Below are 24,246 nucleotides of genomic sequence, written 5' to 3'. Positions count from 1 at the left end.
GAAGCGGGCCGATCCACTGTCGAACCGGCCCGCTGCAGCGAACGGACTATGCCGCGTTGACCGACACGTCCACGGTGTCGTCGTACTTCACGCCGTCGGGCCCGGTCCAGAACGCCTGAATGGCACCTAGGATGCCCGGCTGCGCGTCGGCTGCGAAGGTGACGCCGACTCGTGCCGCACCCTCCCCGTCCGTGGTGGCGGTGTCCTGGTTCATCGTGAACGGGCCGGACACGTAGACGAACGACACGACCTGCCCGGCGACCGGGTTGCCCTCGGGGTCGGTCCTCACCCGTGCACCCGGCCGTGCGTCGTCGACCAGGGTCTCGCCGGGGTTGCCGGTCGCCGAGATACCGGCGAACGTGTACTTGGGGATGGGTGTCTCGCTGGCCGCAGCGAGGGGCGTCGCGACTGCGACGGCGATGACCGGGACGGCCCAGGCGGACCCGGCCAGGACCTGACGGCGGGAGATTCCGGGCGCGCTGACGTTCTTGCTCATTGGCATTCTGCTTTCGGATCGACCGCCCCTATTGGCGCACGGCACGGCCGTAGGGAATCGGCCTCGAGTCACCGGCGCGGGCGGAAAGCCTCAACCTATGCGGGTGTCTTCGCCCGCGGTAGCGCCCTGGGAGGTGGTGTTGAGGGTGACCTGACAGGCGGGTCGAGCCGGCCCCAGGGGGTACGCGAGATTCACCCAAACCGATCTCCGCGCGGCTCCGAAATGCGTTTTCGGGCTGAGAGCACAGCGAACGGTCTCATCGAGATCGCCTACCTGGGCGCTTCCTGGCTGTTACGCCACGGCAGCCCTTCGATTGTGGATCCGCCGTAGGTTGTCGAGAGCGGTTGCCAGGCGGAACACGTCCTTACCTGGAGAAGCCCCCCTTCCCAGCCGACCGGTTGACCTAGTGCCTTATGCGCTACCCACGCATCACCGTCGCCGACGGCCAGACCCGGAGAACTCGTCATGCCTTTGAACCGAAGAACCCGCGTGCTCATGGCCGGGTGCGCGGCGCTCGCGCTGGGTGCTGGAGCCCTGATCGGTGCTTCGTCGGCGCTGTCCATCACCGGAATCGAGGCCGAGTGCTCTCCGGTCACCCCGGAGTCGTACGTCAACGACCCCCGGACGGGCACGACCGACAACGGTCCAGCGGGGACGGAGGCCAATCCCTACGTGCCCGGGGTCACCGTTCTCTGCTCATCGGCAGATGGAGATGCCTGGGCGATCTCGCTCGGATCGGTCGCTGTGACCGAAGCTGACCATTCGGCCAGCATCAACGGGGGCGTCACCTATCTCGGCACCGATGCGGGGACGCCTTCTCGGGACATCCGGGTCGTCGTGCAGGACTCGGGCTCGACGAGCCATGTGGCTCAGCTGGACTCACCAGCGGACCTTGCCCCGATGGAGACGGTGGCTGTCACGGCGCACGTCGCGGACATCGGCGACGACGCTCCGACCAGCATCGAAGTTCACGTAACGGGTGGGGAGAGCTTCTTCTACGCCGTGTAGCCGGCCGGCGGCACGTCAGATGACGTCGAGACCGAACTCTGCGTCGATGGTACGTTGCCTCTTCGCGACCCGACGGTCGTGGATGAAGGCGATCCCGGCCGCCCCGAAGTACAGCAGCACCATCGGGATGGCGAGCAGGAACATCGACATGACGTCGGCCGCCGGCGTAGCGATCGCGGTGAAGAGAGTGATGACGAGAATCGCGACGCGCCACGACTTCAGGATCGCCTTGGCCGTGAGGACCCCAGCGAAGTTCAGCAAAACCAGGAAGACCGGGAGAACGAACGCGATGCCGATGGCGAGAACCAGCTTCAGCACGAAGTCGTAGTACGTGCGGGCCGAGATGAGAGCCGTGGTGTCCTGCGGCGCGAAGCCGGTGAGCAGCACGACCATGTGCGGCATCACGAACCAGCCGGCAGCACAGCCAGCCAGGAACAGCGGGACGGCTGAGAGCACGAAGCCGACCGCGTACTGCTTCTCTCGGCGCTTCATACCGGGAACCGCGAAGGCCCAGATCTGGTAGAGCCAGACGGGCGAGGAGATGACGACGCCCACGGTGAACGCGATCTGGATGCGCAGATCGAAGGCCGACGAGATGTCGGTGAAGTTCAGCGACGCCGTGCGCCCCTGGGCATCGGAGAGCTCCTGGATCGGGACGGTGAGCGCCTGCAGCACGGCATCGGACAGAATCCAGCCGACGACCATGCCGACCACGATGCCGAGCGCCGCGAGGAAGAGCCGCTTGCGCAGCTCGATCAGGTGGGCGCCGAGCGACATGCGCCCGTCTGCGGGCCGCTTCGACCGTGGGGTGCGAGGCGTCCGCGGTGCGCGCTCATCGCCCGAGCGCGAGCTCCGCGCTCCGATGGCGACCATCGTCAGTTCTTGCCGGAGTCTGGCTCGCTGCGCACAGCGTCGGAGTGAACCGGCGTCACGCGCGGCGTCTCCAGCGGGGGCGCGACATCCGTCGTCGTGGTGGCAGGCGCGGTGGCTGCGGGCGGCGCGGTGGTTGCAGGCGGCGCGGTGTCGACTGCATCGACCGGCTTGCCATCGTCGCGAAGGCCCTTGGTCTCCTGCTTGAAGATGCGCAGCGACTGGGCCAGCCCCTTCGAGAGTGCGGGCAGCCGGGTCGCGCCGAACAGCAGCAGGACGACCACGAGAACGATGATCAGGTGCCAGCCGTTGAGATTTCCGAGCATGAGTGAAGCCCCCTAGTGGTTTTGCTCGAGTGTAACCGGCCCGGTCATGAGACCGCTCCGAGCCGCGTGAACGGAAAGACGATGCTGAAGACGTGACCGACGACGCCGGATCGATCGACGAGACGGACGCAGGTCGTCGTCGTCGGCGCTCCCCGGCACTGCGCTATCGAGTCGCTCGACGCCGAGCGGTGATCGCCCAGCACGAAGTACTGATCGTCCGGCACGGTGAACGGGGTGAAGCAGCGCAGGGACGCGGGAACAGTCGAGCAGTCCAGTATTCCGGTCTCGAACGGCAGGTCCTCGAGAATGTACGGCTCGTCGACCATCGTGCCGTCGACGGTGATGCGTCCCTCCGCGTCGCAGCAGGACACCGTTTCGCCGGGCCCGGCGATCACCCGCTTCACTAGCACATGGTCATTGGTCGGCCCGATGCCCACTAGCCCGCCGACCCACTTGGCTGCGACCTTCAGAGGGTTCGTCTCCGCCGCTGGCGCAGGTTCCCAGGCGGTCGAGGCGTTGAACACGATGACGTCGCCGTCTGCGGGACCATCCCCTAGGTAGGCGAGCCGATTGACCAGGATGCGGTCTCCGATGTCCAGCGTCGATTCCATCGAACCCGACGGCACCGAGTACAGGCGCACCAGGAATGTCTGCACGAGAGCGAGCACCACGAACGCCGCCACCAGATTCACCAGCGGATTCCGCGCAAGTCGGCGCGACAGGGATGATCGTCCGCGAGATACAGAGAGAGGGTCCGTCTGCTCGGTCACAGTGCTCACGCTAATAGAACCGACGGCTCTTCCAGCGCGTTCTTCCGCTTCCGTGCGCCGAAGGGTGAATCGGCGGGTGAATATTGTGGCGCTCAGCTGATCGAACTCGTCGCCGTCGTTAGCTTCGACACGCGCGTGTGGGCTCCCCTGCACGCGCGCTTCGACGAACTTCGATCTTGGGGACCTTTATGACCGTCACACCTCCGCACGATTCCGACACCACGTTCACCGGTGACCACCGTGGCCTGACCCGCCGTCAGGTCACGACCGCGGCGGCCTGGGCCGCACCGGTCATCGCGCTAGCGGTCGCCACTCCACTCGCCGCGGCCAGTGATCCCGTCGAGAGCCCCACCGCTTACGTCTCGGGAGCTATCAACGCGACCGGCACGAGTTCCACTGCACGAACCGCTACGTACTCCGGCGGTTCGTTGAACTTCGACAGCGCCGGCGTTTCAGGCGTGGACTCCGGCAACCTCACCCTGGTCGTCAGCAGCACACGGGCCGGCTGGACAACGTCGACGGACATTCCGGCCGTCTATCAGGCGGCTGGTTGGACGCTCGTCTCAGCTTCTCCCGACGGCACGGTCTTCGGGTTCAGCCATGCTCCGATCAGCAACGGTCAGAGCGTCTCCATGCCTGGCGTCACGTGGAGCGCCCCCGTTGGCAGCGCTAAGCCGATCATCGCCATCTCGATCTCCTCCGACAGTGATGACGTCTCGGCGCTCGGCCTGACTTTCAGCTGATTCGACGGCCCGGTGCTGTCCGACTATCCGGACCGGCACCGGGCCTCACTCCTTGAGGAGGACCTCGGCCTCGAGGAGCTGCCCCACGGCGGCGCTCACCAGTTCGGTGGCGTCCCCGCTGGCGGGGCTCCCGACGTGCTCGACCACGTAGTCGACGAGCGAGGGGAGCGAACGACCGGTGGCGAGCGCGTCCCAGATGAACGGACCGATGCCGTCGATGACCCTGACCTGGTTGTCGTGCAACAGCACGTATGCGCCGTCGGAGGCTATTGCATCCAGCGGAACCCGCCGCCGATAGACGGCGCCGACCGCACCGCGCCGATCATCGGGCTGCTCCAAGCTGTGAAACGGAATCACCGCCCAGTCGGATGCGGACTCGTCGGCGTGGTCCTCCACGATCAAAGACGCCAGGAGTGGCGGGACGGTCCCCGCCTCCCGGTAGTTCAACCGCTGTACGCCACCGACACGATCGACGATCGTCGCAATCGTCTGCAGGGGACGTTCCAGGAGCGGGAGGTAGCTCATCTCCGGGATCAGCTCGACGAGAGCATCCACCAATCGCACCGGCGAGAGCCGTGGCTCATCAGGACCGTCAGGCTGTCGATTCAGCAGGACGATCGCACCGATCTCGAGCATCGCGTCCGGCAGCGGCAGCAGGCCGAGGTCGTCGGGGGACACCTGCGACTTGGTGTCGCTGTCGGCGACGATGACCGAGAGCGGCTTGCGATATGGATGCACGACACCCGCTGCGGCTATCCCGACCGTCTCGTCAGAGATGTAGGACCAGGCCCGGGCGACTGAAGAGGCAAGCGTTGTCTTTCCGCGTCCCGACGGGCCGACGAAGGCGACCACGGCGCCGTCGGGGGATGCGACGCCGCAGGCGTGCAACATCAGCAGTCGGCCTCGCTGCGATTCGATCGCGGCGAGCGTCACGCGGCTGGACAGCTTCGAGGCCAGGTCTCGGAAATCACTCGCGAAGACGTCAGGAAGCGGGCCTGCACCGCCGGACTCTCTGACGACCCCGGCCGATATCTCGACGTCAGCCGACCCCTCACGAACCGCTCCGCTCCAGATCTCGCAGAGCGCCTGATGTTCGCGAGACGTCAGCGAGCTATCGAGAGTGACACCTACGGATACGCCGATCGCATCGAGCACGAGCCGGGATCCTGTCACCTCTTCATCGTAGCGACCGAGGCCCGGATGCAGAGGTGTAGGGCTCGCATGTGAGAACATGAATTGGAATGGGGCTCGCAGAGCTCCTCGGGGAAAGGGCACTGCGTGGAGTTTCACGACTATATTCGGGCAATCCGCAAGGGTTGGATCTTCATCGTCATCTTCACACTGCTGGGAGTGGCGACGGCGGCCGTGCTGTCGATCGTGCGCACACCGGAGTACCAGTCGACCTCCAAGGTGTTCGTCTCCGTCCAGTCCATGGGGTCGATCAGTGACCTGACGCAGGGCAACAGCTTCCTCCAGAACCAGGTGCAGTCGTACGCCGATGTCGTGAACACGCCGCTGGTGCTCCAGCCGGTGATCGACACCCTCGGGCTGGACATGTCGGTGTCCGATCTGTCGTCGACCATCGTCGCCACCTCTCCGTCCGACACCGTCATCGTCGAGATCACCGCGGCGAACCCGAATCCGGAGGACGCTGCTCGCATCGCGAATGCCGTGGCTTCCAGCTTCGAGTCGGCGGTGGGCAACCTCGTTCCGCCGAATGCCGAAGGTGTCACGCCGGTCAAGATCACCGTGCTGCAGGCCGCGTCGGTGCCCGCGCTCCCGTCGTCTCCGAACGTCCCGCTCTTCGTTGCCGTCGGAACCCTGGTCGGACTGGTCATTGGTCTCGGCCTCGCGATCTCGCGATACATCTTCGACACGAGGATCCGCAACGAGCACGATGTCGAGGCCATCACCGACGCCCCGATCGTGGGCGGAATCGCTTTCGACGCGCGGACGCCCCAGAACCCGCTGGTTCTGCGTGACGACCCGCGCAGCCCGCGAGCGGAATCCTTCCGTACCCTTCGGACGAATCTGCAGTTCGTCGGCGTGGGGAACGAGTCGCACAGCTTCGTGCTGACGTCGTCGGTGCCCGGTGAGGGCAAGAGCACGACGTCGGCGAACCTCGCGATCGCCATGGCGCTCTCAGGCCAGCGAGTCGTCATCGTCGATGCCGACATGAGGAAGCCGCGTCTCGCCGACTACCTCGGCGTCGAGGGGGCCGTGGGACTCACCGACGTCCTGGTCGGGCGTGCCGACCCCAGCGATGTCATCGTCCGGTGGGGTGACACCAACCTCTACGTGCTCCCTGCTGGCCGCATTCCTCCGAACCCCAGCGAGCTGCTGGGCTCGGCGGCGATGGTCGAGTTGATCGAATCGCTCGAGAAGTCCTTCGACATCGCTCTCTTCGACGCACCCCCCCTGCTGCCGGTCACCGATGCTGCCATCCTCGCCACCAAGACGGGCGGCGCACTCCTCATGGTCGCAGCGGGCCGGGCGCACAAGAACCAGGTGCGCGGGGCGATCAGCACCCTGGCCAACGTCGGAGCGAAGGTCGCCGGCGTAGTCATGACCATGCTGCCCACGAAGGGTCCGGACTCCTACGGCTACGGCCGCTACGGCTACGGCTACGGCTACGGCTACGGTATCGACGAGCCGGCACCCGTGGTCGTCGACACCGACGACGACACCCCTCGCAAGCGGTCCAAGCGCAGCAAGGCACCGGTCGGTCGATGACGGGTCTCAGCCCGAAGTCGCGTCGCGACATCCTCATCGTCGTCGCCGTGCTGGTGCTGGCGGCAGGGGCGTTCGTCGCAGTCTTCTTCGCTCTGCGGACACCTCCGGTGCCCAATGCGGGGGAGCTGCCCGATTCGCCGGTGTCGGTCCCAGATGCCACTTCGGTTCCGAGTCCCATACCGACTCCGGTCCCCTCGACCAGCACCCCTGCAACAGGAACTCCGACTGCAGCGCCCGGTGCCTCGGCGACCGAGCCGACGGAGACTGTTCGGTTCCTCGATGTCGACGGCTCATCGATCGGCGTACGCGCAACGGCCGGCGCGTGCGGCGGCGCGGCCCCGGTCGTCGAACTGTCCGTCGACGACGGTGCGACCTGGGTGCCGACGGCGTTGCCCGTAGACGACGAGGTCGCTCAGATCGTCTCGCTCGACGTGGTGTCGGCGGAGCAGGTCGACCTCGTGGTGCTGGCGGGAGACGACTGCGAGCCGACGGTGCTGACCAGCTACACGGCCGGCCAGTTCTGGCAGGACTATCCAGACCGGCTGGGTACTGCGTCCTACGCCAGCCCCGCAAGTCTCAGCACGGTGGTCGTCGACGGCGATCGTGTCGGAGCTCCCTGCGGCTCTGCTCTCGGTGCTGCATCCGCAGACCAGGGCCTGGTCGTCCGCTGTGCCGACGGGGCGTTCCTCTTCCAGTCTCTCGGGGTCTGGCAACCGGTCACGACGCTCGGTCTCAGTGGCTTGACGTTCAATCAGGGCGATGATGCGTCCTATCTCGTCGGCGCGCAGGCCGGGCGGGAAGGCTGTTCTGGCGCTACGGTGTCGCGATTCGCTCTTGACGGCAGTACATTTGGCGGAGAGGTACGCGGGTGCGCTCCGGTGAACGGGTCGGCGACGAACGTGGCAGTTGGAGCTGACGACGAGGCCGTCTGGGTCTGGGACGGAACAGTTGTGGCGCGAAGTGCTGATGGTGGTGCGACATGGATCACTTCCTGAACGACCACGTCGCGAATCGCGCTGTTCTGCAGTGATCTAGGTATGGGGAAGCCGGCAGTAGTCATGCGGAAGACGAAGAACGTTGAGTAAGACGGAGGAGCGGCGCACGTCTGCGCAGAAGCCGCTCCAGAAGCAGTCCTGGTCCGATGACTTCAGCCGCAGGATATTCCTGACGGACGTAGCCGTGCTGGCTGTCGTGGTAGCGGCAGTCCAGATCATCTGGTTCGGGTTCAACTCCGCGAACCTGGCGGTGGGTCAGGCGTCGGGCGTGGTCAGCTACACCTTCATCTCGGTGGCGATCTTCGTTGCCTGGCTCCTGGTCTTGAGCGTCTACGGCACGCGTGGGCGCAGAGTAGTGGGCACCGGCACGCAGGAATACAAGCTGATCGCGGATGCGACTGTACGTCTGTTCGGGCTGGTCGCGATCATCGCCTTCCTCTTCCAGATCGATTTCGCCCGAGGCTATATTCTGCTGGCCTTCCCGGTCGGTCTGATCGGTCTGCTGTTCACACGCTGGATCTGGCGGAAGTGGCTCGCTGCGAAGCGGGCGCAGGGCGAATACGCTGCGAAGGTCCTCCTTGTGGGCTCTGCAGCGTCGGTCACCTACATAGCACGCGAGCTCAGTCGTCGGCCGGATGCGGGATATCTGGTGATCGGCGCCTGCGTCCCGACCTCGCTCGTGGGGGACAGTCTGCCGGGCACCTCGATCCCGGTCTTCGGGAACTTCGAACGGATCACCCGAGCGATGGAGGTCAGCGGCGCCGACACCGTCGTGATCACGAGTGCGGACGAACTTCCCCCTGAGCGTGTGCGCGACCTGAGTTGGGCGCTCGTCCCGGGTAAGCAGCATCTCGTCGTTGCACCGAGCCTCGTCGACATCGGTGGCCCGCGTATCCACACGCGTCCGGTCGCCGGGCTCCCGCTGATCCACGTCGAGACCCCGCGTTACGAGGGGAGCAAGCGATTCGCCAAGCGCACGTTCGACATCTGCATGTCGCTCATCTTCATCGCTCTGGCATCCCCGTTCCTCCTGGCCTGCGCGCTGCTGGTGAAGGTGACCAGCCCTGGCCCGGTGCTCTTCCGGCAGGAGCGGGTCGGTTACAACGGGACGAAGTTCCACATGCTCAAATTCCGGTCGATGGTCATCGATGCGGAGGAGCGGCTGCTCGAGCTGCAGAAGGAGAGTCGAGCAGAGGGCAACGCCGTCATGTTCAAGATGCGTGACGATCCGCGTGTCACGTCGGTCGGACGGGTCATGCGCCGTTTCAGCATCGACGAACTTCCACAGCTTTTCAACGTGTTCGGTGGCTCCATGTCGCTCGTCGGTCCCCGGCCTCCCCTCGAGCGCGAAGTGGATCAGTACGAGAAGCACGTCCATCGACGATTCATGGTGAAGCCCGGTATCACCGGTCTCTGGCAGGTGAGCGGGCGTTCCAACCTTTCGTGGGAGGACACCGTTCGTCTCGATCTGTTCTATGTCGAGAACTGGTCACTCACCGGCGACCTGGTCATCCTCTGGCGCACCGCCAAGGCAGTCGTGGCGAGCGAAGGCGCCTACTGACTCAGTCGCGTTCGATCGAGGGCACCGTGAAGAAGTCCCGGTCGTTCCGGTTGGCCTTGTCTTTGAGGTACTGCTGCGGCGAGTAGTGGAGAAGCGACATCGCGAGGTGGTATGCCCGGGCGGGACGGCTCGAGGAGGAGTTGCGCCGGATGCGATGGATCACGAAGCGCAGCTGCCGTCGGTCGGCCGCGGTCAGGTCGGCCCGGTGCTTCTCGAGGTAGCGTTCCGTATGATCGGCGCGCGCCCCGGAGTGGCCGGTCAGCTGACCGGACTCGTGTTTGCGCTGGAAGACCGAACGCTTCTGCACGACGGCATACCGGTGTCCGGCTTTGAGGAACCGATAGAAGAAGTCGGTGTCATTCTTCATCCGCAGTGCGGGGTCGAAGCCGCCGACTGCCTCGAAGGCCGAGCGCCGGACGACCATGTTGCTCCCGATCGTGCCGGCGTTCACCGCCACGACGTCGCGTGGAGAGAGGCCATCACGGATCGCAGGACCGTCCTTGAGCTGTTCTCCGCGGAACATGGAGATCCACGTGACTACGACGTCGGCTTGCCGGGACTCGAAGGCTGCAGCCGCGTCTTGAAGGTAGTCAGGGCCCCAGGTGTCATCGTCGTCGAGGAACGCCAGGTATTCGCCGGATGCCGCTCGTGCTCCCCGGTTGCGGGATTCCGAAGCCCCACCTGGGGTGTCGGCGTAGACGAGCAGCTGGACCGGCACGGCTGACGACTCAGAAAGTCGACGGCACGCCTCCTCCGTCTCGCCGTCCACCGTGTCGCTGACCACGATGACTTCGATCGGAAGCAAAGACTGCCTCAGGACCGACTCGACGGCCTCGACTAGGAAGTCCGCTCGACGGTGTGTCGGGATGACGCAGCTGAACCCGTGCTCCGCAGCGATCATGAGAGGGTCCTGAACTCGCGGACCGCCTCGAGCGGGCGCTTGGCGGAGTAGGGGACGAGGCCGGACGGGTCCGCGTAACCGTACGCGATCAGCATCACGACGCGCTCGTGGGCCGCCAGCCCGAGAAGCTGCGCCATCGCGCGGTCGCGGTCAGGGAGATCGGGCCAGTTGATGCAGCAGCTGGCCACACCCTGGCTCTCGAGTCCGTAAACGAGGCCCATCGCCGCAAGGCAGCTGTCGATGTAGATCAGATGGCGATCCCGCTCGTCGAAGAAGGCGGAGAGGTCTCCGACTATGACGATCATCCCGGTGAGCTGCTCGCCGTAGCCGGCCGTGCCCATGGGGATCTCGGCGACGCGGGCCACGCTCTCCGGGTCGTCGAAGACCAGGAATCGGTAGGGCTGGCGATTGCAGGCGGTGGGGGATTCTGCGGCGATCAGCATGGCGGCGTCGACCAGATCCCGGTCCACCTTCTCCTCGGTGAACCAGCGCACGGATCGCCTGTTCGTCGCGAGGGTCTGCAGATCTTCGATCGATATCGGGGACGGCATCGCCTGAGGGGGGTGCGGTCCGGACGCGATCGACACCGCTGTGGCACGCAAAGGTGTCAGCCTGGCGAAGTCGGCCCGCAGCCGTACGATCTTCGGGTTCTCCGAAGCGGACGTGGCCTCGAAGTACTCCGTGAGCACGGCGTGCATCCACCGGGATTCCTCGACGCCCAGGGGCGGGTACGGCGCCTCGTGCACATTGGCGAAGGCTCCCACGGTGGTGCCGATGTAGCCCAGTGCGAACTCCGCACGGCGGGGCCTCATCGTGAGGCCCTTCTCCAGCATGTGGACGTTGCGCCGGAGGGTGTAGATCTCGCGACCCGACCCGAGGGTGCGGTGGTACGCGGTGATGCCGGCGTCGACCGCCGACTCCTCGCGGCCGAAGGCCTCGCTGACCAGGCGGTAGTAGATCTTCCGGCGGACAGCGCCTCCGGAGAGGCTCCACTTCCCGAATTCCTTACGAGCTTTCGAGACGGCCCGGGCGGCGATACTTCTCTTCACAGCAATCCTTTTCGAGTGGGGGCTAGCGAGCCGCGAGGCGGTTTCGGAGCAGACGGACCGGCCAGATGACGGCGGTGGCCATCTGGCGGCCGGCCACCCTCGACTTGGCGCCGAGGAAGCTGGCGAAGAACGACGAGCAGATGTACGAGACCAGGGTGGCGATCGCTGCACCCGTCACTCCGGTGGTGGGGATGAGAGCGAAGTTCAAGCCGATGTTGACGGCTGCGCCGAACGAATGCCGGACGAGCGACGACCACAGGTAGCTCTCGGCGATGATCCACTTCGAGTAAACCGCACCCATGAAGACGAAGGGACACGCCGCGGCCTGGATGTACAGCACGGTCTTCGCGTCTTCGTAGTCGGGCCCGAAGATGACGTCGATGATCACGGTTCCGAGCACGACCACGGCGAGCGCGACGACGACGCCGATCCAGAACGCCTGATCGTAGGACCGCTGGAGCATCCGGCGGTACTCCGGGCTGTCGTTGCCCTTCTCCTTCCGGACCTTGAGCAGGACCGGGAAGGTGGAGTTCATGAAGACGACGGGGAGGAAGAACGAGATCTCGCTCAGTCGTGAGGCGGCCGCGTAGACGGCGACAGCCTTCGACCCGAGCAGCGCTTGGATGACGATGATGCTCGCCTTGAGGTTGGCCTGGTCGGCGAGGCTCGACAGCATGAGGGGCCAGGATCGGCGCAGGAGCTTGAACATCGAGGCGAATCCCGGACGCGAGAAGCCCGGGCTGTCCTTGTCCTTCAGGTACATGCCGATGATGATCAGGCTGGAGATGAGTCCTTCGAGCGAGTACAGCACCAGCATGACCCAGATGTTGGGCCACAGCGCCAGAAGGGCCAGGCGCACGCCGAACAACCCAGCCGTGACGGAGATGCGCGTTATCGCAGTCTTCTTGCTCCGGAGGTGCGAGAGGAACCATAGCTCCGGTGCATTGAGAGCGCGCCCGAACAGGGCCGATGAGGCGAGGAGCGTCGCCGCGATCGCGAGTTCGTCACCGCTCGTCAGGCTGATGCCACCGATGATGACGAATCCGACCAGGGCGAAGAACTCCCGGATGACCGTCAACGATGCGACGATCGCCGCGTTGGACTCCCGTTCGTTGACGAGCTCCCGCACGGCGAGACCCGAGAGCCCGGCCGACATGACGGCCACGCCGATGGAGGATAGAGCGACCGCGTAGCTGTAGACGCCGTATTCAGAGACCGGAACGGCGACAACGAGCAGAATGCCGATGACGGCGTTCAGGGCGAGTGACAGCCCCTGCTGCCCAGCGTTCCAGAAGCCATTCCCGAGTGAACGGCGGGCGTCGCCCGTGATCCTTGCCACCTGTCTCCTCTTCGGGCGAAGTGCGCCCGTCGAACTCGACCGAGCGAATTGCGCGACGGCCCGGGTGCGAGTCGCTCGCGTCATGGCGCATCCTCGCGACGCTAAACAGTACCATCGGCCGGGCCGGGCCCTCGTGGTCGGCCCGCGCTTGGATCGGGCGTATGCAATTGTCTCGTAGGCTTGGCTGGCGTGCGTCGATCACGCCAGACCATTCCGGGAGTGCACTCGTTGGCCAAGAAATACATCCTTCTCGTGGGCGTGGAGTTCAATAACCAGGGCGCGTATCTCATGCTGCGCGCCGCCGCGGAGCGCATTCGCGAGCAGTTCGGCATGGTGCCCGTCGTTGAGTTCCAGAACGGCCCCGACCTGAAGAAGAGGCTTGCCGGCGTCTATCCGATCGTCCCGCAGCGGTTCTACGGCCTTTTCACCCGCTTGACCAAGATCAATGCTCTCTCGCGGGTGTGGAAGCGATTCCCCTGGGTGCTCCCCACCGAGATCGCGGCGGTGTTCGACGGCTCGGGCTTCCGATACGGCGACGAGTGGGCGCACCAGCGCCTGGATGTGAGCGCCGGGAAGCTGGCCGCGTGGAAGGCCAGAGGTGTTCCGGTGTACATGCTGCCCCAGGCTTTCGGCCCGTTCGACAAGACGGCAGAGCCCACCCTGACCGCCCTGCGAGCATCACGGCAGATCATCGCGCGAGACCCCGAGTCGCTCGCCCACGTCGAGAGCATCTTCGCGACCGGCTCGGGAACGGTGCGCCTGTTCCCCGACTTCACTGCCGGGCTCGCCGGGCGGTTCCCCTCCCAGCACGAGTCGCATCGCGGCGGCACGCCCATCGTGCCGAATGTCAACATCTACGCCAGAGCCGCCGGCCCGGAGGCGAAGCAGCGCTACATCGAGAATCTCGCAGCCATCGCCGTCGATCTCCACGAGCGCGGACTGAAGCCCTATGGCCTCGCCCACGAAGGTCGCAGCGACCTCGACGTGCTCCGGCGGGTCGCCTCGATCGTCTCGAAGACGTCGAACATCGACCTCGAGATCGTGGAAGGGCTGAACGGGATCGAGCTGAAGGGGCTGATCGGGACCGCTCCGCTGCTGGTCTCCGGCCGGTACCACGCGGTCGTGAGCGCGCTGTCGCAGGGAGTCCCGACCATCATCCATGGCTGGAGCCACAAGTACAGCCATGTCGCCGACGACTTCGGCGTGCCGGAGCTCCTGTGCGACCCCCTCGGCGACGCGTCGCTGTCCACCGACATGATCGAGTACATCCTCGACAACGCCGAGCTCGGGGAGCGCATCCGGATCGCAGGGGCAGAGGTGCGCTCCCGCGTGGAGGAGATGTGGGCGTCGATCGAGTCGGATCTCGCGTCGCAGCGCGGCCAGAGATGAGGCGACGATGATTTCGGTGTCGTCGTGACGACGAGCAGACCCGAGATCGCGACGAAGCAGTCGGGCTTCCGGGGTGACGTCCAAGGGTTGAGGGCGATTGCCGTCGGGTTCGTTCTCATCTACCACGCCGGTGTGCCGTTCCTTCCCGGCGGGTACGTCGGTGTCGACGTGTTCTTCGTCATCTCCGGCTTCCTGATCACGAGTCACCTGCTGCGATCGTTGGCGGTCGAGGGCCGCGTCCACTTCGCCGACTTCTACGCCAGGCGGGCCAGGCGCATCCTCCCGGCGGCCCTGACAGTCCTCGTTCTGACTGTTGTGGCGTCCGTCATCTGGGTGCCCCCGCTGCAGTTGAAGGCCATGCTCCAGGGTGCGATCGCCACGGCGTTCTACGTCCCGAACTACTACTTCGCTCTCATCGGCACCGACTACCTCGGGGAAGAGACGCCGTCCCTGTTCCAGCACTACTGGTCGCTCGGCATCGAAGAGCAGTTCTACCTGTTCTGGCCCGCGGTGCTCGCGCTGGGGTTCGTCGTGTTCCGTCGCTCTCGCGGTGCTCTCTTCGCCTTCGTCGCTGTGTTGACGGGATGCTCATTCATCGCTTGCGTGCTGATGACCACCGCCGACCAGCCCTGGGCATTCTTCTCCCTTCCGACTCGCGCGTGGGAACTCGGAGTCGGTGGTCTCGTCGCGTTCCTGCTCGGCTCGAGGAGCGGTCAGGGCGCGTCGACGTCCCGTGCGCCGAAGCGATGGGCGGCGGTCAGCTCGCCGCTGCTCAGCTGGGCGGGTCTTGCAGGACTGGCAGCCGCTGGGTTCCTGTTCACGGACGGGACGTCCTTCCCGGGCTTCAGCGCCGCACTCCCCGTGCTGGCCACGGCGCTGCTCATCATCGGCGGAGCAGGTCGAGCAGGGTTGCCGCAGCGCATCCTGTCGATCCGGCCGCTCCTCTTCATCGGCGCGATCTCCTACTCGCTCTATCTCGTGCATTGGCCCGTTCTGCTCATCGTCCAGGCTGCGGTAGGTGTGCGCGATCCGCTGCCCGTCTGGGCCACTGCCGGACTCGCTGTGCTGTGCGTCCCGCTCGCTTGGCTGCTGTTCCGGTTCATCGAGACGCCGGCGCGCAACCCACGCGCGCTGACGAACGCCAGGCCGCGCCGGAGCCTTCTCATCGCCGGGAGCGCTTCGGTCGTCATCGCGGCGCTGTGCGGTGCCGGAATAGTGGCGGTCGGCACGATCCCGCTGCACTCGCAGCGGTCCGCCCCGGCCTACACGGCGGCGGCGAACCCATCCGGCACCGACTTCGTGCCGGAGAATCTCCGGCCGGAACTCCGCGAAGCCAGCGATGCCAACCCGATCATCTCGGACAACGGCTGCCACCTCGACTTCGCCGAGACCGATGCGACGGGGTGCCAGTTCGGCCCAGATGATGCGCCGGACGTGGCGCTGTTCGGCGACTCGCATGCCGCCCACTGGTTCCCACCGCTCGCGGAATTGGCCGACCAGGGGCGCATCCACCTGGACTCCAACACCAAGAGTTCCTGCAATTCCGTCACGGTCGTCAGCACTCTGAACAACGAACCGTATCCGGAATGCGATCAGTGGCGGCAGAACGTGATCGATCGCTTCGCGGCCGACCCGCCAGACGTCGTCATCCTCGCGAATTTCGCGCGGTCGACGGACGTGGACCACGGGTCGGAAGACTTCGACAGCTACTGGGAGGAGGGGATCGTCGACGTCGTCCGCTCACTCCCGGCATCGACGGATGTCATCATTCTGGGCGAGACGCCCGTGATGGGGATCACTCCCTCCATCTGCCTTTCGGCTCACCTCGATGACGCGGACTACTGCGGTCTCGCTCCGGAGGAGGCGATCGATGACGGTGCGCTGAACGCGGAGCGTCAGGCGGCCGAAGCCACGGGGGCTCAACTCCTCGATCTGAACCCGTACATCTGCGACGCCGACCTGTGCCCGCCGATCATCGGAAACGTCCTGGTCTACCGCGACGGGCACCACCTGACGGTGCCGTTCACCACGGGGCTGGCGGGTGTGTTCGCCGACGCCATCGAATCGCGACTCTGACCGGCACCCGTTAGGCTTTGTCCGCTGGATGCTCCGTATCCGCGGGGGACGAAGCCGAGCAGTCGGGGAATGACGCGTGCGAGACAGAAGATCGATCCGCAAAGGTGAGCAGTCGGTGCCCCGGGAGGTCAACGGGGCGCGCACCGTCTCGCTTCGCGTGGTCTTCGCGGTCGCGATACTCCTGCTGCCGCTCGAGCTGGTCGTGCAGCGTGTCGTCGGCCAGCCGTATCCGGGTGTCTACCAGCCCAGCTTCGCCGCGACCCCGCTCGTCGGCGACACGCTCACCGCCCGGGTTCCGATCGTCCACGTCACGTTCGCCGACGGCACCGAGCAGGAGGTGCCGTTCGAGGAGATCCTGCCCGACGCCAAGCTCCTGAGCACGTCGGTGTTCAAGTCCGCGTTCTTCGACGAGGCGCACGCCAACGAGCCCGCCACCGTCGAGTACCTCCGCGAGCTCCTCGGCCGCAGGTTCCCGGAAGCCGATCCGACCACGATGGTCGTGGACTGGACGCAGCAGAAGATCGACGTCCGTGACCCCGATGTGCGACCGGGCACGGTGACGAGCACGGTCGTCGTCCAGCTGAGGGGAGCCGCCGAATGAAGATCTTCGACCGATGGGTGCTCCGCGGGCCATTCACCGCAGAGGACGTGAGCATCTACCGCATCGTCTTCGCCGTGGCGGCTCTGCTGCTCCTGCCGAACGCGCAGTTCCTCAGTTCGTACCCGACATCCTTCTTCGACCCGCCGCCGGGGCCTTTCCAGCTCCTGTCGGAACTCCCGCCGTTCCCGGTGCTCGTCGCGCTCGAGCTCGCACTCGCACTCGCACTCGCACTCGTCGTCTTCGGCATCCACACGCGCGTGGCCTCGGTCGCCGCAGGGTTGCTCATGGTCTCGGTATTCGGGCTGACCTACAGCTTCGGCAAGATCGACCACACGATCTTCCTCCCGTTGATCGCGCTCCTAGTGGTGTGGACGGGCTGGGGGGCCCGGCACTCGGTGGACGCTCTGTCGTCCCGCGTGCCGGATCGGCCCGTGGCGCAGTGGCCCCTCCGGCTGCTCGCCGTCCTGATCGGAGTGGGATTCGCCACGGCGGCCGTCCCGAAGTTCCTCGGTGGATGGTTGCGACCGGGCACGCAGGCGACCGAGGGCCACTACTGGTATGAACTCCTGATCGACGAGAGAACGGTCGGCTTCGCACCGCTGTTCGGTCACATCACCAGTCCGATCTTCTGGGAACCGCTCGATTGGCTGACCATCGCACTCGAGGGCGGACTCATCATCGCGGCCATCAGCTGGCGGTCGTTCCGGATCATGATCGCTTTCGCCGCAGTGTTCCACCTCGGCGTGCTCATCATGATGAACATCCTCTTCACCACCAACGTCATCGCCTACGCCGCCTTTCTGCCCTGGGGCGCCGTTGCAGCTTGGCTGGGCGCACGGGGCCTGCGTGGACCAGGTTGGAGTGCGCGGTTCAAGCGGAGGGCGGCGTGGATCGCTGCACCATTGCTCGCAGTAGCCGCGTGGGCGGCCTCGGTGCTGCTGCCGATCGAGGTCGAGGACGGGATCAAGTTCGCCATCATCATCATCGGGGGAATCGTCGGAGGTGCCTTCCTGGTACTCGAAGCGATCCGGCTCGTGAGGTGGCTGCAGGGTCGCCGAGCCCGGTCGCCCATCGAGGCTTCGTCGTCGAACTAGACCCAGGCCATATTCCCAGCCCGCGGGTAGTCGCCCTGAAACATTGCCTGTGTTGAATGGCAGTGGAGAGGAGTTCGTGAACGAGGAATCCAACGCCAGTGAGACACCCCGTCCGACCCGCAGGGCATTTCTGCTGGTCGCGACGAGCGGTTTGGCGACGGTCGGGTTGGGAGTCATCGGCGGTCTGAGCCTCTCCGCCCTCACGAACGGACGGATGCTGTCCGCCGAACTCACGGACACCGCCGACAGCGCTGAGCTCACGGCATTGTCGGACTCCGATCGCGACGCATCGACGGCGCTGAAGCGTTTCCTGGCTTCGGCCGGGCCGGCGGTCGTATTGAGTGGGCGGTTCACGATCGATTCTCCGATCGACGTTCCACACCACGTGCAGCGGGTCACGCTCGCTGCCGGTAGCGCACTCAAGGTGCGCGGGGACCACAACGGAATCCGTCGCATGGGCTCGATCGTGTTCCGAGAGCGGACCGGGCACACCATGCGAGAGGGTGCCGAGCACTTCGTGACCGATTCTCCTGCTCGCTATTCCAAGAACGAGTATTTGCTGCTGTCGGGTGCGAACAAGGTGAAGAACTCCGGTGATCGCTACGGCTACCTGAGGCGGGTGACGTCAGTCGACGGCGACCGTGTCTACATCGACCGGCCTCTCCCTCGGGTCATCGACAAAGACCCGCGCACCTCGTCGGTGCAGCTCGCTCCGACGATCCGTATCGATGGCGAGGGCGAGATCTACAATCTCGATCCGCGCAAGGGAAAAAGCTCGTTGGTCACCCTCAAGGCGGTGGAGAAGCCCGAGGTGTCCGGGATCGAGGTCCATTCGAATGGGGGGATCGGTGTCACAGTCGCCCACTGCCACGGGGGAACGATCGACTGCACTGTACGCGACCTGCTCGACGACGGCGTGGACTACTTCGGATACGGCGTGAACGTATCGGGTTCGTCCCGTGATGTGATGGTCGGTGGCTTCATGACCCGTGTGCGCCATGCGGTGACGACGAACGCCGGCGGCTTGATCGATCAGGTCGGCCATGCCGGCGAGCCCGAGGACTGCACGTTCGCGCCGCGGGCCGAGGACTGCTCGAACAAAGCCATCGACACACACCGCCTCGGGTGGGGCATCGTCATGATCCCCGACGTCTCGGGAGGCAACGGCGGAGTGCAGGTCCGAGCCGACAACACAACAGTGAAAGGCGGCCGCGTCCGCGACGTCAGCGTGTCGGGCGTCACGATCGCCGAGGTCGTCTCCGTGCCGGCGAGGGTCAGCGGAGTGATGATCCAGAACGTCCAGGACGGGATAGGCATCCGTTGCCGCGGTCCGGCGGACATCCAGGACTGCGTGATCATGGACACTCCTGGAGTGGCGGTCGAGATGAACGACGGATCGTCGATCGACGGTCTCGACATCCGGAACGGTGGCGACGTGCGCATCCGGATCCTCGGCTCGGACAACTCGGTCAGGAACGTGCTCGTCGACGGCTCCGCCGAGTGACCGACGCGACTCCCGTCGCGACTTCAGTAAGCTGACGTGAGGGGAGGCCTGATGTCCAAATCGAATCCACGCGACAACTCGACGTCGAGAGACGCCGGATTTCTACTCGCCGGTGTCATCGCAGTTCCTCTCGTCACCTTCGGCGCCGTCTCCGGCGGCCCCAATGGCGTGGTCACTGTGCTGGTCGTGGCGATCGCGCTCGCCTCGGTCGTAGCCGCACTGTCGAACAAGCCGGTGCTGCTCATCGGGCTGCTCGTCGCTGCGTCGGCTTGCCAGCGGGCCCTCAGCGCACTGACCGGCAGTTCGCTGGCTCTCTGGCTCGACGACGCGGTGCTGATCGGGTTCGTCGTCTACATCGTCATCAGGTTGTCCAGCCGATTGCAGGGCAAGTTCTCCCTGGTGCTGACCCTTGTCGTCTTCGTATCGTTCCTCGGTGTGGCGCTGCTTCGGTCCACCGAACTGTCCGTCGGCTTCTACCAACTCCGGCAGGTGGGCGTTCCGGCCATCCTCTTGCTCTTCGGGATGATGGTGGACCGCGAAGCGCTCAGACGCGCATCGCCGGTCGTGGTCGGTTTCATCGCGGTCGGGGCACTGTACGGCGTTCTCGAGCTGGGCGGTCTGCGCCTGATCGACCCGGCCACCGCAACCGGGCTCAACGCCTTCTCCACGTCGAGCATCCGTGAGAACGGTCTGCCCGCAGCCTACCGATACTTCCTGTCGGACGGCGTCGTGCTCTCCCGGGTCGGGGGGTTGGTGCTGAATCCGCCCTCGTTCGGAATTCTCGCGGCGAGCGGACTCCTCTGGCTCCGCTTCTCCTCAATGAAGCGGGGCGTCGCGTTCTACGCGCTCGCGGTCCTGTTCTGCGGAATGACGATCGCATCGCTCGGCCGGGGTGGCTTCGTGGTGCTCGGGCTCGCCTTGGTCCAGCCGCTGATCTCGCGATACTCCGGACGACTCGCCTTCGCTGTCGTCGGCTTGGTGATGGGTTTCGTCGCGTATTCCGAGATCTCTACTCAGGGGCAGAGCGGTAGGCATGCCGAGGGCTTCCTCTTCGGGTTGACCTATGCTCTGACGCATCCGCTCGGTGGCGGTTTCGGGCTGGTGGGCAACTCCGTGGCCAGCCTAGAACTCGAGGGTGCCGCCTCCGGCGCTGCCGAGAGCCTCGCGGCCATCTTCCTCACCGCGATCGGGTGGCTCGGTCTGATCATTCTGGCTTGGCTGCTTGTGAAGGGCGTGGGCGCCGGCCGCACCATCCCCGGAGTGGCATTGACGGCCGCGGTTCTGATCACTCTGTTCTCGGAGACCGCCGGCGGTCTCGATGCTGCCGGCCCGCTGTGGATCCTCGCCGGAGCCGCGCTCACGCAGTCCTCGGCGCGGGAAGTCATCGCCGGGGTGGTTGCTCGAGGCAAGACGGACGTGGTGGCGCATCCCCGCGACGGGGCCGGACTCCGCACGAACATCCCGACCCTGACCTGAACCTGGGCGCTCAGAAGCGTGGATTTTCGCCTGTAGGGTGATGTGGCGGGCCCAGCCCGCGGTCGAGGGTCATCAACGAGGGGAACACGCTTGCAGGTCGCAGTCATCGGGCTCGGATATGTCGGATGCGTCACGGCGGCATGCCTGGCCGACGCAGGGAACACGGTCGTCGGAATCGACTCCGTCGCGATGAAGGTCGAGGCGGTGAACGCCGGGCACACGCCCATCGTGGAGCCGGGGCTCGACGAGATGGTGGCTGCCAACCATGCCGCCGGGCGCCTCAGTGCGAGCACTGACTTCGCGCGCATCGACGACGTCGACGTCGTCTTCGTCTGCGTCGGGACGCCCTCGGCAGAGACGGGCGCTCTGGACCTGACCTACGTGCGGGCTGTCGCCACCCACCTCGGCACAAGACTGCAGGGTCGGAGCAAGCCGCTGACCGTGGTGCTGCGGAGCACCGTGCTCCCGGGCACCACTCGCAACGAGTTCATCCCTCTGATGGAATCGAGTTCAGGGCTGACCGAGGGCACGGACTTCTTCGTCACGTTCACCCCCGAGTTCCTCCGTGAGTCCTCGGCGATCATCGACTTCCAGAACCCTCCGCTCAGCGTGATCGGAGCCGAGCATCCCGCCTCCGCCGAACTCCCCGCGGAGTTGTTCTCATCACTGGGGGTTCCCGTTCAGGTCGTCTCTACCGGTGTCGCGGAGGGGCTCAAGTACGCGTCGAACGCCTATCACGCGGTGAAGGTGACGTTCGCGAACGAGATCGCGCGGATCTGCCAGGCATCGGACATCGACGGCCGTGAGGTGATGAGCCTCTTTGTACAGGACCGCGACCTCAATGTCAGCGCCAAGTACCTTCGCCCGGGTTTCGCTTTCGGAGGGTCTTGCCTGCCGAAAGACGTGAAGGCCTTGCAGCACCACGCGGACGAACTCGCCGAGACCGTTCCCCTTCTGCAGAGCCTCAACGACTCCAACGACCGCCACATCATGCGGATCGTGGACGTGGTGAAGGGGTTCGGCGTAACGTCCGTAGCGCAGATCGGCTTGTCGTTCAAGCCGTCGACGGATGATCTCCGCGAGAGCCCGTACGTGAAGCTGGCCGCAGCCTTGGAGGCCGAAGGTATCGCCGTGAAGGCCTATGACCCGATCGTCGACGTCGATCGTCTGATGGGTGCCAATGCCGCCTTCGTCGAGGCCACGCTGCCTCACCTCTCGGAGATGCTCACTGACTCCGTCACCGACTGCCTCGAGGGAGCGGAAGTGATCCTCCTCGGAACGAACAACGCGGAGGTGTGTGAGGAAGTACTGGCCCACGAGGCCGTGGCTGTGGTCGACCTGTCCGGAATGCTGCCTGTCAGGGTGGAGAACCTCCTCCGCAGCCGCGACGTCCGTCCCGGAACCCGTGCGTACACCGGTGCTGCATGGTGAGGAACACGGCGAAGGGGCCGGCCGTGTACCTCAGCTGGGTCGCCTACAACGGTCGAAGCGCCGGTATGGCCGAGGGCTTGGGTATCGAGCCGGTGTACATCTACGGCGGTGACGGCATCTCCTTGCCGGTGCGCTACTGGCGGCAGTGGAAGCAGACGGGATCGATGCTCCGCGCGAAGCGGCCGGCCACCGTGATCGTCATGCAGCCCCCGTTCTTCTCGTTGCTGCGGTCGTGGATCTACAGCCTGGGCTCGGGGGCGAAGTTGGCCGCCGACATGCACACCGGGGCCTTCCAGGACCCGCAGTGGTCCTGGGCCACGCCCTGGATCCTCCGGATCGCACGTCGACGCGGCAACAGGGTGATCGTGACGAACAGTGCTCTGGCGGCTCGTGCTGAAGCCGCGGGCGCCACCGTGCTCATCACGCACGGGTACCTCAAGAAGTTCGAGCCCCCTGCGTCGGAACGATTCGACGACCCGGCGCTGGACGGGGCGAGTCGCGGTCGCTTCGTGCTGCTGCCTCTGGGGTGGGGGTACGACGAGCCCATCGAGGAGATTCTCGAGGCCGCTCGCCGCACGCCCGACGTCGAGTGGGTGCTCACAGGGAAGGCTCCCCAGTCCGCTCGGGACGCCGCCAGCCCGAACGTCGTCTTCTCCGGTTTCGCATCCCGCTCCGACTACCAGATCCTTCGGCATCGCGCGTCGGTGATCGGCGCCATCACGACGGCGGAGGACACGATGCAGCGAGCGGGATACGAGGCGCTCGAGGCGCACACACCTCTGGTCACGAGTCCCATGGTCGTGCTCAAGGAGTACTTCGGCGACGTCGCCGTCTACGCGGAGCCGACCGCTGAGGGGATCTCAGCGGCGATGCTCGCCGCCCTCGCGGAAAACGATGAGCGTCGCCTCGGCATGGCATCGCTCTTCGAACACAAGGTTGCTGAGCAGGACGCCGCGATGAAGGCCATCACGTCCTGGATCGCGTCATGACCGAGAGCGTCAGCTGCATCATCCCCACCCACGCGCGCACCGACTTCCTCCGGGAAGCCGTGGAATCCGTCCTCGCCCAGATCCGGCTCCCGAGCGAGATCATCGTCGTGACGGATGTCGAGGATGATGCGACGGACGCTCTGTGTGCCGAGATCGCCCGATCATCGCCGGTGGCCGTGACGCTGGTGCACAACGAGGGCCTGTCAGGGGCGTCGAGCTCTCGCAATCTGGGCGCTGCCGAAGCGAGTGGGCAGCTGCTCGCCTTCCTCGATGACGATGACAAGTGGAAGCCCGACTACCTCGAGACGGCCGTCCGGCTCCTCGAGAACTCCAGCGCCGACGGAGTGGCGACCTGGCTCGAGATGTTCCGAGACCAGGCGACGGCGCCCGGGCTGCATGTCAGCCCTGGGCTGGCCGCGGCCGCCGCCGCCTCGAACAATCCTGGCGTCACGGGCAGTAACTTCATCGTGACGGCGGGGGCGTTCGCTCGACTCGGCGGATTCGATGAGCTGCTTCCCGTGAAGAACGACGGCGACTTCTTCTTCCGCTTCCTGCTCGAAGGATTCGACTACGTGGTGAATCCTCGCGCCGCGGTGCTGCAGCGCAAGCACTCCTCCGGACAGCTGACCGGCCGCACCGAGTTCAGGGCAGCCGGCCTCGAGGCCTACCTCGCCAAGCACCGGCGACACCTGACCCTCGCGGACCGGCGTTTCATCCGCCTGTCCGCTGCGCGCATCCGCTATCACGCCGCGCAGTCGCGGGGAGCGAAGGTCAGACAGCTGGCGCTCGGAGCGTTCTACTCATCGCCCAAGACGATCCTCGACAGCGTGCGCGGGCGCTCGACCAAAGACTTCTGGATCGTCGCGGGCTTCGACCCTGACGGCAGGGCGTGACC

At 65.7% G+C, this 24,246-nt stretch carries 22 protein-coding genes; 14 read left to right on the top strand and 8 right to left on the bottom strand.

Translation table 11 applies throughout. The features are described from left to right. Positions 1-46: 46 nt before the first annotated feature. Positions 47-496, bottom strand: coding sequence for an Ig-like domain-containing protein (locus tag BJ984_RS00385; RefSeq protein ID WP_179546351.1), 450 nt, complete (start codon positions 494-496; stop codon positions 47-49). A 465-nt stretch (positions 497-961) separates the two neighbouring features. Here BJ984_RS00385 and BJ984_RS00380 point away from each other — a divergent pair, with 465 nt between their 5' ends. After that, positions 962-1,504: a hypothetical protein gene (locus BJ984_RS00380; RefSeq protein ID WP_179546350.1), complete on the top strand. Its 543-nt coding sequence runs from the start codon at positions 962-964 to the stop codon at positions 1,502-1,504. A gap of 15 nt (positions 1,505-1,519) precedes the next feature. Here the strand turns inward: BJ984_RS00380 and tatC are convergent, their stop codons facing one another. From tatC to lepB, 3 genes are all read right to left on the bottom strand, one after another. Further along, complete coding sequence (gene tatC, locus BJ984_RS00375) at positions 1,520-2,281, bottom strand: twin-arginine translocase subunit TatC (RefSeq protein ID WP_179546349.1); 762 nt, start codon at positions 2,279-2,281, stop codon at positions 1,520-1,522. Between the two features lie 98 nt (positions 2,282-2,379). Continuing rightward, the gene (tatA, locus tag BJ984_RS00370) at positions 2,380-2,700 is read right to left on the bottom strand and encodes a twin-arginine translocase TatA/TatE family subunit (protein ID WP_179546348.1); all 321 of its coding nucleotides are present in this window, start codon (positions 2,698-2,700) and stop codon (positions 2,380-2,382) included. Between the two features lie 44 nt (positions 2,701-2,744). Beyond that, positions 2,745-3,470, bottom strand: coding sequence for a signal peptidase I (lepB, locus tag BJ984_RS00365; protein WP_271206330.1), 726 nt, complete (start codon positions 3,468-3,470; stop codon positions 2,745-2,747). Between the two features lie 188 nt (positions 3,471-3,658). Between lepB and BJ984_RS00360 the strand changes: the two genes are divergently transcribed. Next, positions 3,659-4,213: a hypothetical protein gene (locus tag BJ984_RS00360; RefSeq protein WP_179546347.1), complete on the top strand. Its 555-nt coding sequence runs from the start codon at positions 3,659-3,661 to the stop codon at positions 4,211-4,213. A gap of 45 nt (positions 4,214-4,258) precedes the next feature. Here the strand turns inward: BJ984_RS00360 and BJ984_RS00355 are convergent, their stop codons facing one another. Continuing rightward, positions 4,259-5,368 carry a hypothetical protein gene (locus tag BJ984_RS00355; protein WP_179546346.1) on the bottom strand — a complete coding sequence of 370 codons (1,110 nt, stop codon included), beginning with the start codon at positions 5,366-5,368 and terminating at the stop codon, positions 4,259-4,261. Positions 5,369-5,491: 123 nt separating this feature from the next. Between BJ984_RS00355 and BJ984_RS00350 the strand changes: the two genes are divergently transcribed. From BJ984_RS00350 to BJ984_RS00340, 3 genes are all read left to right on the top strand, one after another. Then, a complete protein-coding gene (locus BJ984_RS00350) occupies positions 5,492-6,946 on the top strand; it encodes a tyrosine-protein kinase domain-containing protein (protein ID WP_179546345.1) in 1,455 nt (484 codons plus the stop codon). Further along, positions 6,943-7,941 carry a hypothetical protein gene (locus BJ984_RS00345; RefSeq protein ID WP_179546344.1) on the top strand — a complete coding sequence of 333 codons (999 nt, stop codon included), beginning with the start codon at positions 6,943-6,945 and terminating at the stop codon, positions 7,939-7,941. The genes BJ984_RS00350 and BJ984_RS00345 overlap by 4 nt, the downstream gene beginning before the upstream one ends. An 82-nt stretch (positions 7,942-8,023) precedes the next feature. Continuing rightward, positions 8,024-9,502, top strand: a complete 1,479-nt coding sequence (locus BJ984_RS00340; protein WP_179546343.1) for a sugar transferase — start codon at positions 8,024-8,026, stop codon at positions 9,500-9,502. Between the two features lies 1 nt (position 9,503). Here the strand turns inward: BJ984_RS00340 and BJ984_RS00335 are convergent, their stop codons facing one another. Genes BJ984_RS00335 through BJ984_RS00325 form a run of 3 tightly spaced genes read right to left on the bottom strand, consistent with a single transcriptional unit; the run spans position 9,504 to position 12,791 of the window. Next, positions 9,504-10,403, bottom strand: a complete 900-nt coding sequence (locus BJ984_RS00335) for a glycosyltransferase family 2 protein (protein WP_179546342.1) — start codon at positions 10,401-10,403, stop codon at positions 9,504-9,506. Continuing rightward, positions 10,400-11,452 (bottom strand): nitroreductase family protein, encoded by a 1,053-nt coding sequence (locus BJ984_RS19005; protein ID WP_179546341.1) that lies wholly within the window; start codon positions 11,450-11,452, stop codon positions 10,400-10,402. The genes BJ984_RS00335 and BJ984_RS19005 overlap by 4 nt, the downstream gene beginning before the upstream one ends. A gap of 22 nt (positions 11,453-11,474) precedes the next feature. Then, the gene (locus BJ984_RS00325; RefSeq protein ID WP_179546340.1) at positions 11,475-12,791 is read right to left on the bottom strand and encodes a flippase; all 1,317 of its coding nucleotides are present in this window, start codon (positions 12,789-12,791) and stop codon (positions 11,475-11,477) included. 252 nt (positions 12,792-13,043) lie between these two features. Between BJ984_RS00325 and BJ984_RS00320 the strand changes: the two genes are divergently transcribed. From BJ984_RS00320 to BJ984_RS00280, 9 genes are all read left to right on the top strand, one after another. Next, the gene (locus BJ984_RS00320) at positions 13,044-14,180 is read left to right on the top strand and encodes a polysaccharide pyruvyl transferase family protein (RefSeq protein ID WP_179546339.1); all 1,137 of its coding nucleotides are present in this window, start codon (positions 13,044-13,046) and stop codon (positions 14,178-14,180) included. 24 nt (positions 14,181-14,204) lie between these two features. After that, positions 14,205-16,256, top strand: a complete 2,052-nt coding sequence (locus BJ984_RS00315; RefSeq protein WP_179546338.1) for an acyltransferase family protein — start codon at positions 14,205-14,207, stop codon at positions 16,254-16,256. Between the two features lie 76 nt (positions 16,257-16,332). Continuing rightward, positions 16,333-16,857 (top strand): hypothetical protein, encoded by a 525-nt coding sequence (locus tag BJ984_RS00310; RefSeq protein WP_179546337.1) that lies wholly within the window; start codon positions 16,333-16,335, stop codon positions 16,855-16,857. Further along, the gene (locus BJ984_RS00305) at positions 16,854-17,951 is read left to right on the top strand and encodes an HTTM domain-containing protein (RefSeq protein WP_179546336.1); all 1,098 of its coding nucleotides are present in this window, start codon (positions 16,854-16,856) and stop codon (positions 17,949-17,951) included. Before BJ984_RS00310 ends, BJ984_RS00305 begins: the two co-directional genes overlap by 4 nt. Before the next feature lie 76 nt (positions 17,952-18,027). After that, positions 18,028-19,455 carry a hypothetical protein gene (locus BJ984_RS00300; protein WP_179546335.1) on the top strand — a complete coding sequence of 476 codons (1,428 nt, stop codon included), beginning with the start codon at positions 18,028-18,030 and terminating at the stop codon, positions 19,453-19,455. Between the two features lie 51 nt (positions 19,456-19,506). After that, positions 19,507-20,931 (top strand): hypothetical protein, encoded by a 1,425-nt coding sequence (locus BJ984_RS00295; protein ID WP_179546334.1) that lies wholly within the window; start codon positions 19,507-19,509, stop codon positions 20,929-20,931. A 90-nt stretch (positions 20,932-21,021) separates the two neighbouring features. Continuing rightward, entirely contained in the window at positions 21,022-22,362 is a 1,341-nt protein-coding gene (locus BJ984_RS00290; RefSeq protein WP_179546333.1) for a nucleotide sugar dehydrogenase, read from the top strand. A 23-nt stretch (positions 22,363-22,385) separates the two neighbouring features. Beyond that, a complete protein-coding gene (locus BJ984_RS00285; RefSeq protein ID WP_179546332.1) occupies positions 22,386-23,351 on the top strand; it encodes a glycosyltransferase family protein in 966 nt (321 codons plus the stop codon). Continuing rightward, positions 23,348-24,244 (top strand): glycosyltransferase family 2 protein, encoded by an 897-nt coding sequence (locus BJ984_RS00280; RefSeq protein WP_179546331.1) that lies wholly within the window; start codon positions 23,348-23,350, stop codon positions 24,242-24,244. The genes BJ984_RS00285 and BJ984_RS00280 overlap by 4 nt, the downstream gene beginning before the upstream one ends. Positions 24,245-24,246 lie beyond the last annotated feature (2 nt).

The organism is Herbiconiux flava (assembly GCF_013409865.1).
Classification (GTDB): Bacteria; Actinomycetota; Actinomycetes; order Actinomycetales; family Microbacteriaceae; genus Herbiconiux; species Herbiconiux flava.
Note: the sequence above shows the minus strand (reverse complement) of the source record. Positions and strands in the feature narration are given on the sequence as shown.

Excerpts from the sequence above, each read along its gene's own strand:
- BJ984_RS00380 (WP_179546350.1), top strand. The coding sequence starts at position 962 with ATGCCTTTGAACCGAAGAACCCGCGTGCTCATGGCCGGGTGCGCGGCG.
- tatC (WP_179546349.1), bottom strand. The coding sequence starts at position 2,281 with ATGTCGCTCGGCGCCCACCTGATCGAGCTGCGCAAGCGGCTCTTCCTC.
- BJ984_RS00360 (WP_179546347.1), top strand. The coding sequence starts at position 3,659 with ATGACCGTCACACCTCCGCACGATTCCGACACCACGTTCACCGGTGAC.
- BJ984_RS00335 (WP_179546342.1), bottom strand. The coding sequence starts at position 10,403 with ATGATCGCTGCGGAGCACGGGTTCAGCTGCGTCATCCCGACACACCGT.
- BJ984_RS00305 (WP_179546336.1), top strand. The coding sequence starts at position 16,854 with ATGAAGATCTTCGACCGATGGGTGCTCCGCGGGCCATTCACCGCAGAG.
- BJ984_RS00345 (WP_179546344.1), top strand. The coding sequence starts at position 6,943 with ATGACGGGTCTCAGCCCGAAGTCGCGTCGCGACATCCTCATCGTCGTC.
- BJ984_RS00280 (WP_179546331.1), top strand. The coding sequence starts at position 23,348 with ATGACCGAGAGCGTCAGCTGCATCATCCCCACCCACGCGCGCACCGAC.
- BJ984_RS00385 (WP_179546351.1), bottom strand. The coding sequence starts at position 496 with ATGAGCAAGAACGTCAGCGCGCCCGGAATCTCCCGCCGTCAGGTCCTG.
- BJ984_RS00295 (WP_179546334.1), top strand. The coding sequence starts at position 19,507 with ATGTCCAAATCGAATCCACGCGACAACTCGACGTCGAGAGACGCCGGA.
- tatA (WP_179546348.1), bottom strand. The coding sequence starts at position 2,700 with ATGCTCGGAAATCTCAACGGCTGGCACCTGATCATCGTTCTCGTGGTC.